13 protein-coding genes are annotated in these 16,108 nt (G+C 72.0%); 5 read left to right on the top strand and 8 right to left on the bottom strand.

The genetic code is table 11. The features are described from left to right. Positions 1–129 precede the first annotated feature (129 nt). The 3 genes from ACYVDO_RS12025 to ACYVDO_RS12015 all read left to right on the top strand — a co-directional run bounded on the left by ACYVDO_RS12025 (position 130) and on the right by ACYVDO_RS12015 (position 5,093). Positions 130–4,101 carry a multifunctional oxoglutarate decarboxylase/oxoglutarate dehydrogenase thiamine pyrophosphate-binding subunit/dihydrolipoyllysine-residue succinyltransferase subunit gene (locus ACYVDO_RS12025; protein ID WP_460936132.1) on the top strand — a complete coding sequence of 1,324 codons (3,972 nt, stop codon included), beginning with the start codon at positions 130–132 and terminating at the stop codon, positions 4,099–4,101. A gap of 161 nt (positions 4,102–4,262) precedes the next feature. Further along, on the top strand, positions 4,263–4,439 hold the full coding sequence (locus ACYVDO_RS12020; protein ID WP_310154928.1) for a DUF6104 family protein: 177 nt from the start codon (positions 4,263–4,265) through the stop codon (positions 4,437–4,439). Between the two features lie 3 nt (positions 4,440–4,442). Further along, the gene (locus ACYVDO_RS12015; protein WP_460936130.1) at positions 4,443–5,093 is read left to right on the top strand and encodes a GDSL-type esterase/lipase family protein; all 651 of its coding nucleotides are present in this window, start codon (positions 4,443–4,445) and stop codon (positions 5,091–5,093) included. A gap of 103 nt (positions 5,094–5,196) precedes the next feature. Here ACYVDO_RS12015 and ACYVDO_RS12010 read toward each other — a convergent pair whose 3' ends face one another. Both ACYVDO_RS12010 and ACYVDO_RS12005 read right to left on the bottom strand, forming a co-directional pair. After that, positions 5,197–5,421 (bottom strand): hypothetical protein, encoded by a 225-nt coding sequence (locus tag ACYVDO_RS12010; protein ID WP_460936128.1) that lies wholly within the window; start codon positions 5,419–5,421, stop codon positions 5,197–5,199. Between the two features lie 94 nt (positions 5,422–5,515). Beyond that, positions 5,516–6,487: a zinc-binding dehydrogenase gene (locus tag ACYVDO_RS12005; RefSeq protein WP_460936126.1), complete on the bottom strand. Its 972-nt coding sequence runs from the start codon at positions 6,485–6,487 to the stop codon at positions 5,516–5,518. 59 nt (positions 6,488–6,546) lie between these two features. Here ACYVDO_RS12005 and ACYVDO_RS12000 point away from each other — a divergent pair, with 59 nt between their 5' ends. After that, positions 6,547–7,485 carry a nucleotidyltransferase family protein gene (locus ACYVDO_RS12000; protein WP_460936124.1) on the top strand — a complete coding sequence of 313 codons (939 nt, stop codon included), beginning with the start codon at positions 6,547–6,549 and terminating at the stop codon, positions 7,483–7,485. 106 nt (positions 7,486–7,591) lie between these two features. Here the strand turns inward: ACYVDO_RS12000 and ACYVDO_RS11995 are convergent, their stop codons facing one another. The 6 genes from ACYVDO_RS11995 to ACYVDO_RS11970 all read right to left on the bottom strand — a co-directional run bounded on the left by ACYVDO_RS11995 (position 7,592) and on the right by ACYVDO_RS11970 (position 14,055). Then, positions 7,592–9,049 carry an HNH endonuclease signature motif containing protein gene (locus tag ACYVDO_RS11995; protein ID WP_460936122.1) on the bottom strand — a complete coding sequence of 486 codons (1,458 nt, stop codon included), beginning with the start codon at positions 9,047–9,049 and terminating at the stop codon, positions 7,592–7,594. 195 nt (positions 9,050–9,244) lie between these two features. Then, on the bottom strand, positions 9,245–10,135 hold the full coding sequence (gene rfbD, locus ACYVDO_RS11990) for a dTDP-4-dehydrorhamnose reductase (protein ID WP_460936120.1): 891 nt from the start codon (positions 10,133–10,135) through the stop codon (positions 9,245–9,247). Positions 10,136–10,137: 2 nt separating this feature from the next. Further along, positions 10,138–11,133 carry a dTDP-glucose 4,6-dehydratase gene (rfbB, locus tag ACYVDO_RS11985; RefSeq protein WP_460936118.1) on the bottom strand — a complete coding sequence of 332 codons (996 nt, stop codon included), beginning with the start codon at positions 11,131–11,133 and terminating at the stop codon, positions 10,138–10,140. After that, positions 11,130–12,089, bottom strand: coding sequence for a glycosyltransferase family 2 protein (locus ACYVDO_RS11980; RefSeq protein ID WP_460936116.1), 960 nt, complete (start codon positions 12,087–12,089; stop codon positions 11,130–11,132). The genes rfbB and ACYVDO_RS11980 overlap by 4 nt, the downstream gene beginning before the upstream one ends. Continuing rightward, complete coding sequence (locus tag ACYVDO_RS11975) at positions 12,086–13,285, bottom strand: glycosyltransferase family 4 protein (protein WP_460936114.1); 1,200 nt, start codon at positions 13,283–13,285, stop codon at positions 12,086–12,088. Before ACYVDO_RS11975 ends, ACYVDO_RS11980 begins: the two co-directional genes overlap by 4 nt. Beyond that, positions 13,282–14,055: a class I SAM-dependent methyltransferase gene (locus tag ACYVDO_RS11970; RefSeq protein WP_460936112.1), complete on the bottom strand. Its 774-nt coding sequence runs from the start codon at positions 14,053–14,055 to the stop codon at positions 13,282–13,284. Before ACYVDO_RS11970 ends, ACYVDO_RS11975 begins: the two co-directional genes overlap by 4 nt. A 202-nt stretch (positions 14,056–14,257) precedes the next feature. On the opposite strand from ACYVDO_RS11970, the gene ACYVDO_RS11965 reads away from it, so the two are divergent. After that, positions 14,258–16,081 carry a methyltransferase gene (locus ACYVDO_RS11965; protein WP_460936110.1) on the top strand — a complete coding sequence of 608 codons (1,824 nt, stop codon included), beginning with the start codon at positions 14,258–14,260 and terminating at the stop codon, positions 16,079–16,081. Positions 16,082–16,108: the final 27 nt, after the last annotated feature.

Here is a 16,108-nt window from a genome sequence, read left to right as displayed (position 1 = left end):
CCCGGGTGGACGTGTCCGACACCGCACGAAACGGGCCCATCCCCCCGCAGCGGCGGGCAGGCGGCAGGGCTAGGCTGGGACGTATCCGTGTGAGCGTCCGTGCCGACCCGTGAAAGAGGCGTATCCGCCGTGCCCGACCAGTCCCCGACCAACGACCCCCTGGCGGCCTTCGGGCCGAACGAGTGGCTCGTGGACGAGCTGTATGAGCAGTACAAGCAGGACCGCAACCAGGTCGACAAGGCGTGGTGGTCCTTCTTCGAGGGCTACGAGCCGGGCCAGGGTGCCGGCGGCAACGGCGCAGGCGGCAACGGCGCCTCGAACGGCCGGACCCCAGGCACCTCGGCCCCCGCGTCGTCGGGAGCCCCGGCGGCCGCGTCGGCGCCCGCAGCCCGGCCCGCCGCTCCGGCACCGGCCGCCCCTCCGGCAGCACAGACGGCACCGGCTGCTCCGGTAGCCAAGCCGGGCCCGGAGGCCCAGACCCCGGCACAGACGGCCCAGGCAGCGAAGCCGGCCCCGGCCGGCGCGACGGGCCTGCGCCCGGCCGCGCTCGCCCAGGCCCCGACCGCCCCGGCCTCCACCTCGACCGCTGCGGACCAGGCGGCCAAGATCGAGGAGAAGGGCGAGGCACCGGTCAAGGAGACGCCGAAGCCGCGCGACCCCGAGCGCCCCAAGGAGGCCGGCGCCGTCCAGCAGGCCGAGGTCAAGCCGCTGCGGGGCGCGAGCGCCCGGGTCGTCACCAACATGGAGACCTCGCTGACCGTCCCGACGGCCACGAGCGTGCGCGCCGTCCCGGCCAAGCTGCTCATCGACAACCGCGTCGTCATCAACAACCACCTGGCCCGCTCCCGTGGCGGCAAGGTGTCGTTCACCCACCTCATCGGCTACGCCCTCGTCAAGGCTCTGGGCCACATGCCGGAGATGAACAACGGGTTCACCGAGGAGAACGGCAAGCCCGCCCTCGTCGTCCCCGGCCACGTCAACCTCGGTCTCGCCATCGACCTGGCCAAGCCCGACGGCACCCGCCAGCTGGTCGTGCCGAGCATCAAGGCCGCCGAGACCATGGACTTCGCCCACTTCTGGTCGGCCTACGAGGACGTCGTGCGCAAGGCCCGCGGCGGCAAGCTCACGGTCGAGGACTTCCAGGGCACCACGATCTCGCTGACCAACCCGGGCACCATCGGCACCGTCCACTCGGTGCCGCGCCTGATGTCCGGCCAGGGCACGATCATCGGCGTCGGCGCCCTCGAGTACCCCGCCGAGTGGCAGGGCGCGAGCCAGGAGACCATCAACCGCAACGCCGTCAGCAAGATCCTCACGCTGACCAGCACCTACGACCACCGCATCATCCAGGGCGCCCAGTCCGGTGACTTCCTGCGGATCGTGCACCAGCTGCTGCTCGGCGAGAACGGCTTCTACGACGAGATCTTCGAGTCGCTGCGCCTGCCGTACGAGCCGGTCCGCTGGGTCCAGGACATCTCGGCCCACCACGACGACGACGTCAACAAGACGGCCCGCGTCCAGGAGCTCATCCACGCCTACCGCGTGCGCGGCCACCTCATGGCCGACACCGACCCGCTGGAGTACCGCCAGCGCCGCCACCCCGACCTCGACGTCACCAGCCACGGCCTGACCCTGTGGGACCTCGAGCGCGACTTCGCGACCGGCGGCTTCGGCGGGGCGCCGATGCTGCGGCTGCGCAAGATCCTGGGCATCCTGCGCGACTCCTACTGCCGCACCATCGGCACCGAGTACATGCACATCCAGGACCCCGAGCAGCGCCGGTGGCTGCAGTCCAAGATCGAGGTCGGCTACGCCAAGCCAGGCCCTGACGAGCAGCTGCGGATCCTGCGCCGGCTCAACGCCGCGGAGGCGTTCGAGACCTTCCTGCAGACCAAGTTCGTCGGCCAGAAGCGGTTCAGCCTCGAGGGTGGCGAGTCGGTCATCGCGCTGCTCGACCGCATCCTGTGCCGCGCCGCCGCCGACCGCATGGACGAGGTCTGCATCGGTATGCCGCACCGCGGGCGCCTCAACGTCCTCGCCAACATCGCGGGCAAGTCCTACGGCCAGATCTTCCGTGAGTTCGAGGGCCGCCAGGACCCCAAGTCGGTCCAGGGCTCCGGCGACGTGAAGTACCACCTGGGCACCGAGGGCGAGTTCGTCGCCGAGGACGGCAGCAAGACCAAGGTCTACCTCGCCGCGAACCCCTCCCACCTCGAGGCCGTCAACCCCGTCCTCGAGGGCATCACCCGGGCCAAGCAGGACCGGCTCGACCTCGCCGGCGAGGACTTCACCGTCCTGCCGCTGCTCCTGCACGGTGACGCGGCGTTCGCGGGCCAGGGCGTCGTCGCCGAGACGCTCAACCTGAGCCAGCTGCGCGGCTACCGCACCGGCGGGACCATCCACGTGGTCATCAACAACCAGGTCGGGTTCACGACGTCGCCGTCCGCCTCGCGGTCCTCGACGTACTCCACCGACGTGGCCCGGATGATCCAGGCGCCGATCTTCCACGTGAACGGCGACGACCCCGAGGCGTGCGTCCGGGTGGCCGAGCTCGCCTACGAGTTCCGCCAGCAGTTCAACAAGGACGTCGTCATCGACATGGTCTGCTACCGCCGCCGGGGCCACAACGAGGGCGACGACCCGTCGATGACCCAGCCGCTCATGTACAACCTCATCGAGGCGAAGCGCTCGGTCCGCAAGCTGTACACCGAGGCCCTCATCGGCCGCGGCGACATCAGCCAGGAGGACGCCGAGGCCGCGCTGCGCGACTACCAGCAGCAGCTCGAGCGGGTGTTCGTCGAGACCAAGGAGGCGCTCAAGGCGCCGGCCGAGACCACGCAGGACGCCACCAAGGCGGGCACGGACGCCGAGGGCCACACCGGCCTGGAGCCGCCGAGCGCGCAGTCCGCCGACACCACCACCCGGTCCGCGACCGACACCGCGATCCCGGCCGACCAGCTGCAGCACATCGGTGACGCGTTCGTGAACCCGCCGCAGGGCTTCACGATCCACCCGAAGCTGCTCCAGGCCATGGAGAAGCGCGCCGAGTCGGTCCGCTCCGGCGGCATCGACTGGGCGACCGGCGAGCTGCTCGCGTTCGGCTCGCTGCTCATGGAGGGCACCCCGGTCCGGCTCGCCGGCCAGGACAGCCGCCGCGGCACGTTCGTCCAGCGCCACGCCGTGCTCATCGACAAGCACACCGCCGAGGAGTGGACCCCCCTGCTCTACCTGGGCGAGGGCCAGGCCCGGTTCTGGGTCTACGACTCGCTGCTGTCCGAGTTCGCGGCCATGGGCTTCGAGTACGGCTACTCGGTCGAGCGCCCCGACGCGCTGGTGCTGTGGGAGGCGCAGTTCGGCGACTTCTTCAACGGCGCGCAGACCATCGTCGACGAGTTCGTGTCGTCCTCGGAGCAGAAGTGGGGCCAGCGCTCGTCCGTCGTGCTGCTGCTTCCCCACGGCTACGAGGGCCAGGGCCCGGACCACTCCTCCGCGCGGATCGAGCGGTTCCTGCAGATGTTCGCCGAGGACAACATGACGGTCGCCTACCCGTCGACCCCGGCGAGCTACTTCCACCTGCTGCGTCGCCAGGCCTACGCCCGGCCGCGCCGCCCGCTCATCGTCTTCACCCCGAAGTCGATGCTGCGGCTCAAGGCGGCCGGCAGCATGCCGGAGGACTTCACCACCGGCACGTTCCGCCCGGTCCTGCCCGACCGCATGCAGCTCGACGCGTCGGCTGTCACCCGGGTCCTGCTCGCGAGCGGCAAGGTCGTCTACGACCTCGAGGCCGCCCGTGACAAGGCCGGCGACTCCGCGACGGCGATCGTCCGGGTCGAGCAGCTCGCCCCGATCCCGGCCGCCGAGATCGCCGCCGAGCTCGCCAAGTACCCGAACGCCGACGTCGTCTGGGTGCAGGACGAGCCGCGCAACCAGGGTGCGTGGCCGTTCATGGCGCTCAACCTGCCGCAGGCGCTCGCCGAGCAGGGCGAGACCCGGCAGCTCACGGTGGTCTCGCGCAAGGCCTCGGCCTCGCCGGCGACCGGGTCGAGCAAGCGGCACGCCGAGCAGCAGGCCGAGCTCGTGGCGCAGGCCTTCGCCCGCTGACCCGCCGGGGTCTGCGCAAAACGGCGGTTGCTCGACAAAACGCGCGTTGTCAACGCGCGGGAAGTCGAGCAACCGCCGTTTTGCGTGTGCGGCCCAGAGCGCAGGGGGTATGCCGCGTGGCTGCCGTGAGTGCGCAGGTCACCTCCCGTAGCCTTGCAGCCGTGTACTTCACCGACCGTGGCATCGAGGAGCTGGCTGCTCGACGTGGCGAGGAGGAGGTCACCTTCGAGTGGCTCGCCGACCAGCTGCGCACGTTCGTGGACCTCAACCCCGAATTCGAGACCCCCGTCGAGCGACTGGCCACCTGGCTGGCCCGGCTCGACGACGACGAGGACTGACGCGTGAGCGAGCCGACCTTCACCCCGAGCGCCGAGTTCCAGGTGTCCACGGAGGGCCAGCGTGACGTCGCCCTGGTGTTCCTCGGCGCGTCCATGGTGGCAGGGGTCGGCGACCCCAAGGGCCAGGGCTGGGTGACCCGCGTCGTGGGGCGCACCCAGCACCCTGACCTGGCGCTCACGGCATACAACCTGGGGGTCCGCGGCGACACCACGGCCGACCTGCTCGCCCGCTGGAAGCCCGAGTGCGAGCCGCGCTGGGCGGGCCGGTCCGAGAAGCGCGTGGTCGTCTCGATCGGGGGCAACGACGCGGCGTCGGGTGTCTCGCTCGCGCGGCACCGGCTCAACCTGGCCAACATCCTCGACGACGCCGCGAGCGCGGGGATCGGCACGTTCGTGGTCAGCCCGGCCCCCACCGACGACCCCGAGGTGAACGAGAAGCTCGACGTGCTCGTGGAGGCGCAGGGCGACGTGTGCTCGCGCCGGGGGGTGCCGTTCGTCGACTGCTTCAGCCCGCTGCTGGGGCACGAGCAGTGGCAGAGCGACCTGGCGGCCAGCTCGGTGCCGCACCACCCGGGCCAGGCGGGCTACGGCCTCATCGCGTGGCTGGTGCTGCACAACGGCTGGTACGACTGGCTGCAGATCAGCCCGCGCTGACGCGGGCGCCCGCGACTGCGCAGGCACGCCCGCACGAGGTGGCACCCCCTGAGCATGCCGAGGTCCGGGGCGCACCCAGAGGGCGTCGTCGGGCCGGGTCCGCTCAGAGGGCGTCGTCGGCGAGGTCCTTGAGGGCCTTGAGCGTCTCCCGGGTGCTGCGCCGGCCCGCCTCCCAGGGCTCGATGATCGCGCGCATCTCCTCGCCGAGGTGGGCGTGACCCGAAGAACCGTGGGACGAAGACTCCTCCCCTGCGCCGGCGTGGAGCAGCCGGGTCCAGCGGGGGTCGATCACCTCGTCCGGTGAGTGGGGGTGGGGCATCTCGGCCATGCGACGGTGATACGCCTGAATCCTGAGAACCGCCTGAACGGCTCCGGGACCGACGCGAGCAGATCAAGTCCGGACCAGCCCGCATCCGCCCACATCACCCCACGGTGAAGACCACCTTGCCGAAGACGTCGCCGTTCGCCATCCGCTCGAACCCGGTGCGTGCGTCCGCGAGCGGCAGGACGCTGTCGACCACCGGCTCGATCCCGCGCTGCACGACGAACCGCGCCAGCCGTTCGAGCTCCAGCCGCGTGCCCATCGTCGAGCCCACGACCCGCAGCTGCTTGAAGAAGATCTTGGTCAGCTCGGCCTTGGCGGGCGCGTCGCCGGACGTCGCGCCCGAGATCACGATGGTGCCGCCGGGGTTGAGCGAGTTGACCGAGTGCGACCAGGTCGCGGCGCCCACGGTCTCCATGACCGCGTCGACCCGCTCCGGCAGGCGCTCCCCGTTGCCGAAGGCGCGGTCCGCCCCGATCTCGAGCGCGCGCTGCCCCTTGGCCTCGTCCCGCGAGGTGACCCACATCCGGTACCCGGCGGCGGCCCCGAGCTGGACGAGCGCGGTGGCAACGCCTCCGCCGGCGCCCTGCACGAGCACGGTCGCCCCCGGCGTGAGCCCGGCGTTGGTGAAGAGCATCCGGTAGGCCGTCAGCCAGGCGGTGGACAGGCAGGCGGCGTGCTCCCACGACAGGCCCTCCGGCTTGGCGACGAGGTTGCGCCGGGGCACGGCGACCTGCTCGGCCAGGGTGCCGTCGTGCAGCTCGGACAGGAGCGTGCGACGGGGGTCGAGGGTCTCGTCGCCCTGCCAGCCCTCGCTCGGCACGACGGCGTGCACGATGACCTCGTTGCCGTCCTCGTCGACCCCGGCCCCGTCGCAGCCGAGGATCATCGGCAGCCGGTCGGCGGCCAGGCCCACGCCCCGCAGCGACCACACGTCGTGGTGGTTGAGCCCCGCGGTGCGCAGGGTCACCGTGGCCCAGCCCTCACGCGGGGTGGGGTTCGGGCGCTCCCCGACCTCGAGGCCGGACAGGGGGTCGTCGGCGGACTGGGACTTCGCGTAGACGGCGAGCATGTCCCCGACCCTAGTGCGATCGGGCCGTCGGGCGCCGTGGCCGGTGTCATACTCCGCGCATGGGCAGGGGCGCTGAGCAGGCCCGGGCGGACTTGCGCCTGGACGAGGCCGTGCTGCTCGCCCACGCCCTGGTGGCGCGGCTCGCCGAGGGTGCGGACGCGCGCGTGCTCTTCATCAAGGGCCCCACCGCCGTCGCGCTCGGCGTCCGCCCGACCCGCCCCTCGGGAGACGTCGACGTGTTGGTCGACCCGGCGTCGTTCGACTCCGTGTGCCGCGCGATGGAGTCGGCCGGCTGGCAGCTGCGCACGCCCATCGGTGTGCTGCGGTATGCCGGTGAGTTCGCCTTCGACCACTCGGCGCACTACCTCCACCGCGAGTGGCCGTGCGACGTCGACGTGCACTACAACTTCCCGGGCTTCCTCGCCGACCCCGCCGTCGTGTTCGACGCGCTCTGGGCCAGTCGCACCGAGGTCGAGCTCGCCGGACGCCGGGTGGCCACGCCGTCCACGCAGGGTCAAGCGCTGGTCGTCGGCCTGCACGCCCTCCGCGACCCCGGGAAGCCCCAGAGCCGCGAGGACCTGGCCCACCTCGAGGCCGCCGCGGAACGATGGCCCCCCTCAGCCAGGGCCGAGCTGGCCGAGCTCGCCGCTGTCGCCGGGGCGGCAGGATCGGCGGCACCCCTGCTTGCGGCGGTGGGGGCAGCCGGAGCGGCAACGGCCGACGACCCGGCCCTGGCCTCCCGGCTGGCCGAGTGGCATGCCCGGCAACGGGGCTTCGGTCCCTCGATGATGTGGCTGGTCGAGCTGCGCCGCGCTCCCTGGCGGGAGAAGCCCGCCACGTTGCGCCGCGCCCTCCTCCCACCGGCCGAGCACCTGGTCAGCTCCCACCGAGCCCGGACACTGACGAGAAGTGAGCTACTCCGCCTCCACCTGCGGCGATGGTGCCGAGGACTCGCCTCGATGCCCGGCGCGCTCGCCCGACTCACCCGCCGTCGCTGACCGTCGGAGGTGCGCGTGCACCTGGTGCCCGGGCGGGCGAGAAGTCGCCCCCACCGACGCCGAGACACGCCAGAGTCCCCACCACGCGGTGGGGTCCGGGGCGGGGTCATGGTCGAGGCGGCGATCCATCGGCGCGGCGGGCAGCGCGGAACGCCTCGAGGTGCGCGTCGTACGAGTCGGCCCTGAGGTCCCACACCACCCGCGGCCCCTCCGGGCCGTCGACGACGCGACCGCCGTAGCGCTCCCGGTGCACGACCGTGTGGTGCGCTCGGCACAACAGCGCGGAGTTGCCCACGTCGGTCGGACCGTCGTCGGCCCAGTGGACGAGGTGGTGCCCGTCCGTCCACGCCGGCGGCTTGGAGCAGCCTGGGAACGTACATCGCTTGTCCCGTTGCCAGAGGTGGCGCAGCTGCGGCCGGGTGAGCAGCCGGACCGCCTGGCCCTGGTCGAGCACCTCGCCGCGGCTACCCAGGACCGCGGGGACGATGTGGGCGTCACAGGCCAGTCGCCGCACCGTGGCGGCGGTCAGGTGCGAGCCGTCGGGCAGGATGCCCGCCCCGCGGCACTCGCCACGGAGGACGGCGAGCGGCACCGTGACGGTGAGCATGGTCTTGGGCTGCTTGGGCTGCCCGTCCGGCGCCGCGACGGCGCGCCGGACGAGGTCGACCAGGGCGTCGGCACGCCTGGCGGCGGGCGTGCGGGGGTCGTGCTCCCCGGTGTCGGCGTCCGGCTTCGGCTTGGCCAACACGTCGACCGCGGCGTCGACGATGGCCGCAGCCTCCTCGTCGAGCAGCAACGTGTAGCGGGAGAGGCCGCAGGGGCCCTTGCTCTTCACCCACGACTGGTGTGCCCGCCGGACGTCGGCGTCGTGCTCGACCAGCCGGTCGGGGCGGAGCAGGTCGGCCGTGCGCCGGACAGCGCACCCGACGTCCTTCTCGGAGAGCCCGCGGGGTCCGCAGGAACTGGCCAGCAACTGGTCCGTGGCACCCTCGAGCTGGGCCGGGTCGGCCAGCCCGCGCACCCCGGTGTTGAACCGCACGAGCTGCGCCGCCTTACCCACGGGCAGGACCGCGTCGGCACCGCTGCGACCTCCGTCGCCGTCTCCAGGGGCGCCCTCGTCTGCCTCGACCTCGTCTGTCTCGGCCGCGTCTGCCTCGACCTCGCAGGGCGGCCGTGCCCCCGCGCGGACCGCGTCGACCACCGCCTCCAGTCGCAGGTCCCCCACCGCCCCCGCCACCGCATGGGCGTCGAGCAGGGTGCGTGCGGGCAGCATCGGTGCGTGCGCCCGCGCCCAGTCGAGCAGGTCCCAGCCCTCCCCGGAGCCGAGGCTGCGCTGACGGGCCTCGGCCAGCACGCTCACGAGCAGGGCCGAGGTGGCCGTGGCGAGGTCGGCCAGCGCGCTCATCGACTCGCCCACCTCGTCGTCGGTCAGCGCCCAGATGCGCTCGGGCGCGGACCCCCGCACAGCCGCAAGACCCGCCTGCACACCACCCAGCACCGGCCGGCCCGAGGAACCGGGCGCAGCCAGCTTCCGGTCCGGGAGTGCGTGCGGGGAAATTGCCATGAACCAACGCTAGGGGCGACCACTGACACTCCCGCCTGTCCGATCGTGGCCCCGGCAGTGGTCAGGGTCGTGGCCCCGGTCATGGCCCCGGTCGTGGCCCGGTCATGGCCCCGGTCATGGCCCCGGTCATGGCCCCGGTCGTGGCCCCCGTCGTGGCCCCCCCGTCGTGGCCTCCGATCGTGGCCCCGGCAGTGGTCAGGTCGTGGCAGTCGCGGGCGGGGTCAGGGGTTCCGCTACGCCCTGGCGCAGCGCCTTGGCCAGGCTCTCGCGCCAGTCCGGCAGCGGGGCGATGCGCGCCATCCGCCAGGCCTCGTGCCCCAGCACCGAGTACGCCGGTCGCGGCGCGGGCACCGGGTACTCGGCGCTCGAGATGGGCCGGACCCGCTCCGGGTCGTGCCCCAGTCCCTCGAAGACCGCTCGCGCGAACCCGCACCAGGTCGTCTCCCCCCGGCTGGTGGCGTGCCAGGCGCCGTACGGCGCACGCTCGCCCACCAGTCGCAGGATCGCCTCCGCGACGTCCATGGTCCAGGTGGGCTGGCCGCGTTGGTCGTCGACGACCGACAGCGTCTCCCGCTCCCCCGCAAGCCTGGCCATGGTCTTGACGAAGTTGGGGCCTCCACCGCCGTAGAGCCATGCGGTGCGGACGATCCACGACTGCGGGCAGTGCGCCTCGACCGCCCACTCGCCGGCGGCCTTGGTCCGCCCGTAGGCCGAGCGCGGCGCGAGCGGCGCGTCCTCGGCATACGGCTCCTCGGCATCGCCCGAGAACACGTAGTCCGTGGACACGTGCACGAGCTTGGCGCCCGTCTGGCGACACGCGGTGGCGAGGTTCCCGGCACCGACGGCGTTGACCGCGAACGCCTCCGCCTCGTGGGTCTCCGCGTCGTCCACCTTGGTGTATGCCGCGCAGTTGACGACCACGTCGTGGCCCCGGACCGCGTCGCGGACCGCGTCGAGGTCCGTCACGTCGAGGTCGGACCGCTTCAGGGCGGTCACCGACTTCTCGTCGACCCCCGACAGCGCCAGGGCGACCTGGAGGTCGAGGCCCAGCTGACCCCCGGCGCCCGTGATCGCCCAGCGCGTCACTCTCAGCGCCCCAGCTTCTGGTAGCGGGTCTCGGCCACGACCTTGGCGGTGCGCCACCAGTCCTCGTTGGCCTCGTACCAGGCGATGGTGTCGGCCAAGCCGGAACGGACGTCGGGGTGCGCCGGGCGCCAGTCGGTCTCGGCCCGCAGCTTGCTGGAGTCGATGGCGTAGCGCAGGTCGTGGCCCGGGCGGTCCGGGACGTGCTCGAACCAGTCGGCCGGCTTGCCCATCAGCTCGAGGATCAGCCCGATGATGTCGCGGTTGTTCATCTCGCCGTCGGCGCCGATGAGGTACGTCTCGCCCAGGCGGCCCTGCTCGACGATCGCGATGACGGCGTCGTTGTGGTCGTCGACGTGGATCCAGTCGCGGACGTTGAGGCCCTCGCCGTAGAGCTTGGGCTTGATGCCGTCGATGATCCCGGTGATCTGGCGAGGGATGAGCTTCTCGGGGTGCTGCCGGGGGCCGTAGTTGTTGGAGCAGTTCGACAGCGTCGCCTTGAGGCCGAACGACCGGATCCACGCACGCACCAGCAGGTCGGCGCTGGCCTTGCTCGCCGAGTAGGGGCTGGACGGGTTGAGCGGGGTCGACTCGGTGAACCTGGCGGGGTCGTCGAGCTCGAGGTCGCCGTAGACCTCGTCGGTGGAGATGTGGTGGATCCGCTTGTCGTGCCGCCGCACCGCCTGGATCAGCTGGTAGGTGCCGATGATGTTGGTGTCGATGAACGGCCACGGGTCGTCGAGGCTGTTGTCGTTGTGCGAGTCGGCGGCAAAGTGCACGACCAGGTCGTGCGCCGCGACGAGCTCGTCCACGAGCTCGGGGTCGGTGACCGAGCCCTTGACGACCCGCACCTCGTCGGCGACCGGGTCCAGGGAGGCGAGGTTCGCGGCATACGTCATGGAGTCCAGGACGGTGAGCTCCCACTGCGGCCGCACCTCGCGGGCACGGATCACGAAGTTGGAGCCGATGAAGCCGGCCGCACCGGTCACGAGGACCTTCATGGCGTCTCCTGCGGTTGGTTGAGGGAGGTCACGCCGTCGCCCGCGAGCTCGTCCAGCAGCTCGGCTGGGACGTCGGGCAGCAGCTCGGCCGGCCGCGTGGGCGGCGCACCGTGCAGCACACGGTCGTTACGGCGTGAAGCAAGATAGCGCAGGCGCAGACCCGCCCAGATCACGGCCCTGACCGGGAACAGGCCCGGGCCGCAGTAGCGCCGGGCGAGGTAGCGGTAGGCGCTCTGGTGGTGTGCCCACGACATGGCGTCGCGGTTGCGGCTGGTGGCATGGCCACCGTGGTGCACGACCACGGACTCGGGCACGTACACGACGTCCCACCCGGCCAGGCCGAGCCGCTCACACAGGTCGACGTCCTCGAAGAACATGAAGTAGGCCGGGTCGAACCCCCCGACCTCCTCGAAGGCCTCACGCCGCAGCAGCAGGCAGGCACCCGACAGCCACCCGACCCGCCCCTCGACGGGCTCGTGACGCTCGCGGCGGTAGCGGACGGTCCAGGGGTTGCGCGGGAACGCCCAGCCCAGCAGCGCGTGGCCGACACCGTTGCGCAGCCGCGGGATCTGCCGAGCCGAGGGGTAGAGCAGGCCGTCGTCGGTGACGATGCCCGGCCCGAGGGCCGCTGCCCGCGGCCAGCGATGCGCGGCGTCGAGCAGCTTGTCGACCGCCCCCGCCTCGAAGCGAACATCCGGGTTGGTGACGAGCAGCCACTCCTCGGTCGCCGCCGACGCACCCAGGTTGACCGCGCGGCCGTACCCGAGGTTCGACCCGCTGGAGACCAGTTCGGCCCGCCCCTGGTCACGCGCCCGCTCTGGTGCTCCGTCGGTGGAACCGTTGTCCACCATGGTCACCGGGATGGCGTCGTGGCTGGCGTGCCTGACCGACGTGAGCAGCTCGTCGAGGAACTCCCCCGGCGAGTACGTCACCACCAGCAACCGGGTGCGGCTCACAAGCCCCGCGCCTCCGCGCGTGCCCTCGAGGTCCTGCCCAACACTGCCCCCTTGAACGCTTCCTGGTGGAGGGACGCCGCGCGTCCCCAGGAGAACTTTAGAGCCCGCACGCGACCGGATGCAGCCAGGCGTCCCCGCATGTCGACGTCGTCGAGCAGCTGGGCCAGCGTGCCGGCGAGCGCCTCGGCCGAGGTGCCCGGGGCGTATGCCGCGGAGTCGCCGCCGACCTCCGGCAGCGAGAGCTCGCGGGTGGTCAACACCACGGCCCCGCACGCCATGGCCTCCAGGACCGGCAGGCCGAACCCCTCCCCGAGGCTCGGGTAGGTCATCACCAGCGCCCCGCCCAGCAACCCCGGAAGGAGGTCGTCCGGGACGAACCCCGGTCGCAGCACCCGCAGGGGCTCCGGCACCCGAGCGACGGCGTGTTCCAGCCGGTCCTCCCAGCCGCGGGCCCCGGCGAGGACCAGCACGGGCGGGTCGGGGCGGCCCTCGCAGGCGAGCACGTACGCGTCCACGAGCGCAGGGACGTTCTTGCGCGGCTCGATGGTGCCGAGGAACAGCAGGTAGGGGGTGTCACCGGTGCCGAGCCACTCCCGGGCCGCCTCGACCTCCGCGGCGGACGCCGGGCGGAACCGTTCGAGGTCAACGCCGTGCGGGACGACCCGGATCCGACCCGCGTCGGCCCCGGCGTGTGCCACGACCTCGCCGGCGGTCGCCCGGCTGGGCACGACCACGGCGTCGGCGAGGCGCGACGAGACGCGGATCCAGGCCCGGAAGAACCTGCTCTTGACGGGCCCGTGCACCTCGGGGTGGCTGAAGAAGGTGGCGTCGTGCATGGTCACGACCCGGGCCGGCGCCCGGCGCCCCACCACGGCCAGCGGCAGCGTGTAGTGCGGCGAGTGCAGCACGTCGGGCCGGTGCCGCCTGACGAGGAAGGGCAGCCCGATCTGCTCCCACACCAGCCGCAGCGCCGGGTGCGCGGCCCACCGAGGCACGACCAGGGTCCGCGTGGGGCCGACCATCGAGCGGTAGAGCTCGGCGTCGCGCTCCTGGGCGACGACGAGCACCTCGTCGTCGAGTCGCGCGAGCCCCCGGACCACCTCGTCGACGTAGCGGCCCACGCCACCGCGCTGGGCCGGCAGCGCGCTCGCGTCGACCAGGACCCTGATCGGTGGGGCCGGGCTGCCGTGGGTCACGCCGGCCGGCAGACGTAGACCTCGGTGTGCTGGCCGAGCACTCCGGACCGGGGGTCGGTGGTGCGGATGACGTCGGTGCTCATCCCGCTCCATCGCAGGATCAGCTCCGGCAGGTCATGGCCGAAGTGGAACGTGACCAGCACCGCGCGACCAGGGTCCTCGGATCCGTGGTACTCGGGTGGGAGGAGGTGCTCGACGGTGCCGTCCGGGTGGTAGATCGCCCGCCGTGTCGTGGTCGCGAGGTGGCCGAAGGTCGGCGTCGTGAAGATGCAGGCACCACCGGGTCTCAGCACCCGTGCTGCCTCCCGCATGACCAGGTCGGGGCGGTTGACATGCTCCAGGACGTCGGTGTGGACCAGCAGGTCGACGGATGAGTCGGGGAGGGTGAGGGCCTCCAGGTTCTCGTTGGACCAGTCCCCCTGCCTCACCCCGAGCGGCAGGTCCGGGTCGTACTTGGAGGTCGTCAGGGCGGACGCGCCACTCGCCAGCCACGCGCTGGACCCCCGCGCGGCTGGCGCCGCCTCGTGGATGGTCAGGCTCCGCCAGTGGGGGTAGAGCCACTCGATGACGCGGGCTATTGCCCGCTCGCGCGGCACAGACGATCCTGCGCAGGTCGGGCAGACCAACAGGTCACGCAGCCACGGGCCGTGAGCCAGGTAGGCCGTGGGGGCGTCGCAGATCGGGCAGACCCCGTCCAGCGTCTGCTCGCCCGTCGAGTAGTCGTGGTCCAGGAAGCTGGACCAGTCGCGGGCGGTGGGCGGCTCCGTCACCTGGGCTCCTTCGTGCATTTGCGTGGGACCTCCCGTGTGGCGCCGCAGCGTTGCGATCCTGCTGATCGGACGCGTCACGGCGGGTCGGGGGTCCTGTCCCGGCCCGAGGGTAGCGGCTTCGCTAGGTTGGGCGCCCGGACGTCGGGCGGCCGCCGTCCCCACACCACCCAGGACACGCAGGGCGAGGGGCGAGGGCGCAGCGATGGACCGAGTCGAGAGGGCCTTGGCCTTCGTCAACCTCGCCGGCCGAGGCCTAGAGATCGGCCCCTCGTACAACCCTCTGGTGCCGAAGAACAGCGGCAGTCACATCGAGACCGTGGACCACGCCGACCGCGCGACGCTCGTCGAGAAGTTCCACGCGTGGGGAGTGCCCCCCGAGGCACTTGCGCAGATCGACGAGGTCGACCACATCTGGAGGGGCGGTTCGCTCCTCGACGCCGTCCCGGGGCGCGGGGTCTACGACTACATCGTCGCCTCCCACGTCATCGAGCACACGGTCGACCTCGTGGGCTTCCTGCGGGACTGCAGCACCCTGATCCACCGGGAGGGCCGGGTGGCGCTCGTCGTGCCCGACAAGCGATTCTGCTTCGACCGGCACCAGCCCCTCACATCGGTCGGCGACGTCGTCGACGCACACCTTGCTCCGCGTCGCTTCCACTCCCCAGGCACGCTGGTCGACCATGTGGCGTACGCCGTGGCCCGCGAGGGGAAGTTGGCTTGGCAGGACGGCGACCCCGGTCACGAGCTCCTCCAGCACCAGAGCCTGCTACCGGCGATCGAGCTCATCGAGAGTGCGCTCGCCGAGGCGGGCTACCACGATGCCCACCACTGGAAGTTCACTCCCGCCTCGTTCGCCCTCCTCATCCGCGACCTGGGCGAGCTCGGCTTCCATGACCTCGAGGTGGTGGGGTCGGCGCCCACCGAGGGTTTCGAGTTCTTCGTCACCCTGGGGCATGGGGCTCCTTCCTCCGAGGGGCCGCGCCACCCCCTCCTGCAGCAGGTGGAGGACGAGCTTGCCCTGCCCTGGCTCACGGACCTCATCCGGAGCTCTCTTCCCGCTCTGGCGACCGGTGGCCTCGACGCCCCAGCTCTCGCCCGCGCGCTGGCTGCCACGCCACTTCCAGGGACGCCCGTCCCTGCGGTCATCGGAGACGAGGAGTCCGGCCTCCCGGTCGACGTGCTCGACCCTCGGCTCCACCGCCTGGCCACGAACCTCGCAGAGGCTCGCACGATCCTCCGCGCGCCGGCGGTCGTCGACGTCGGCGTCGAGATCCCCGCCAATCCTCCCCCCGAGGTGCAGGCGAAGTTCGTGGGTCAGGTTGGCGCGCCCGCCTACCTCCAGGCCTACAGCTTCGTGGCGGTCGTGAATGACCTGCTGGAACGTCGGGGCCTTCCACGGCTGGCCGACTGTGGCCGCGTCATGGACTTCGGCTCCGGCTGGGGCCGGGTCTCACGTCTGCTCCTGGGCAGCCTCCGGGCGACCGACCTCTACGCCCTCGACGTCGACTCGTCCATGACCGCTCTCGTCAACACCACCCTTCCAGGGCTGAATGCCCTCACGGTGGACCCATTCCCACCCACGGCACTGCGTTCGGACGCCTTCGGTGCAGTCCTGTCCTTCAGTGTCTTCTCGCACCTGTCAAAGCAGGCGCACATCGCCTGGGCCGCGGAGCTCGGGCGTCTCGTGCATCCGGGCGGCTGGGTGGCGCTGACCCTGCTGGACGACTCGTTCTTCTCGATGAGGGCTGAGGCATCGGCGCAGCCGACGGGGGCCGACGCAGCGGTCGGCCCGTCGCGGGAGAACAGTGACGACCTCGCGGCCGACATCGAGGGGTACCGGGAAGGGCGCTTCTGGTATCGAAGCGACGGGTCCGACGGTCCACGCACCTCCGACTTCTACGGCTGGGCGGTGGCACCCCCCAGCTTCGTGGAACGGGTCTGGGGGGAGCATGGGTTCACCGTCGTGGACTGGATCCCGGCACACGTCCTCTTCCCGGAAGCCCTGGTCCTGCTGGCGCGGGTCTGACCGCTCATCCGGGCCTCGACGGCGCGG

The sequence above is a fragment of the Phycicoccus ginsengisoli genome (assembly GCF_054779295.1).
This window is presented reverse-complemented; position numbering and strand designations above follow the sequence as displayed.

Coding starts and splice junctions, on each gene's coding strand:
- ACYVDO_RS11995 (WP_460936122.1), bottom strand. CDS start 9,049: ATGGCAATTTCCCCGCACGCACTCCCGGACCGGAAGCTGGCTGCGCCC.
- ACYVDO_RS12005 (WP_460936126.1), bottom strand. CDS start 6,487: ATGCTCGCCGTCTACGCGAAGTCCCAGTCCGCCGACGACCCCCTGTCC.
- rfbB (WP_460936118.1), bottom strand. CDS start 11,133: ATGAAGGTCCTCGTGACCGGTGCGGCCGGCTTCATCGGCTCCAACTTC.
- ACYVDO_RS12000 (WP_460936124.1), top strand. CDS start 6,547: ATGGGCAGGGGCGCTGAGCAGGCCCGGGCGGACTTGCGCCTGGACGAG.
- ACYVDO_RS12010 (WP_460936128.1), bottom strand. CDS start 5,421: ATGGCCGAGATGCCCCACCCCCACTCACCGGACGAGGTGATCGACCCC.
- ACYVDO_RS11965 (WP_460936110.1), top strand. CDS start 14,258: ATGGACCGAGTCGAGAGGGCCTTGGCCTTCGTCAACCTCGCCGGCCGA.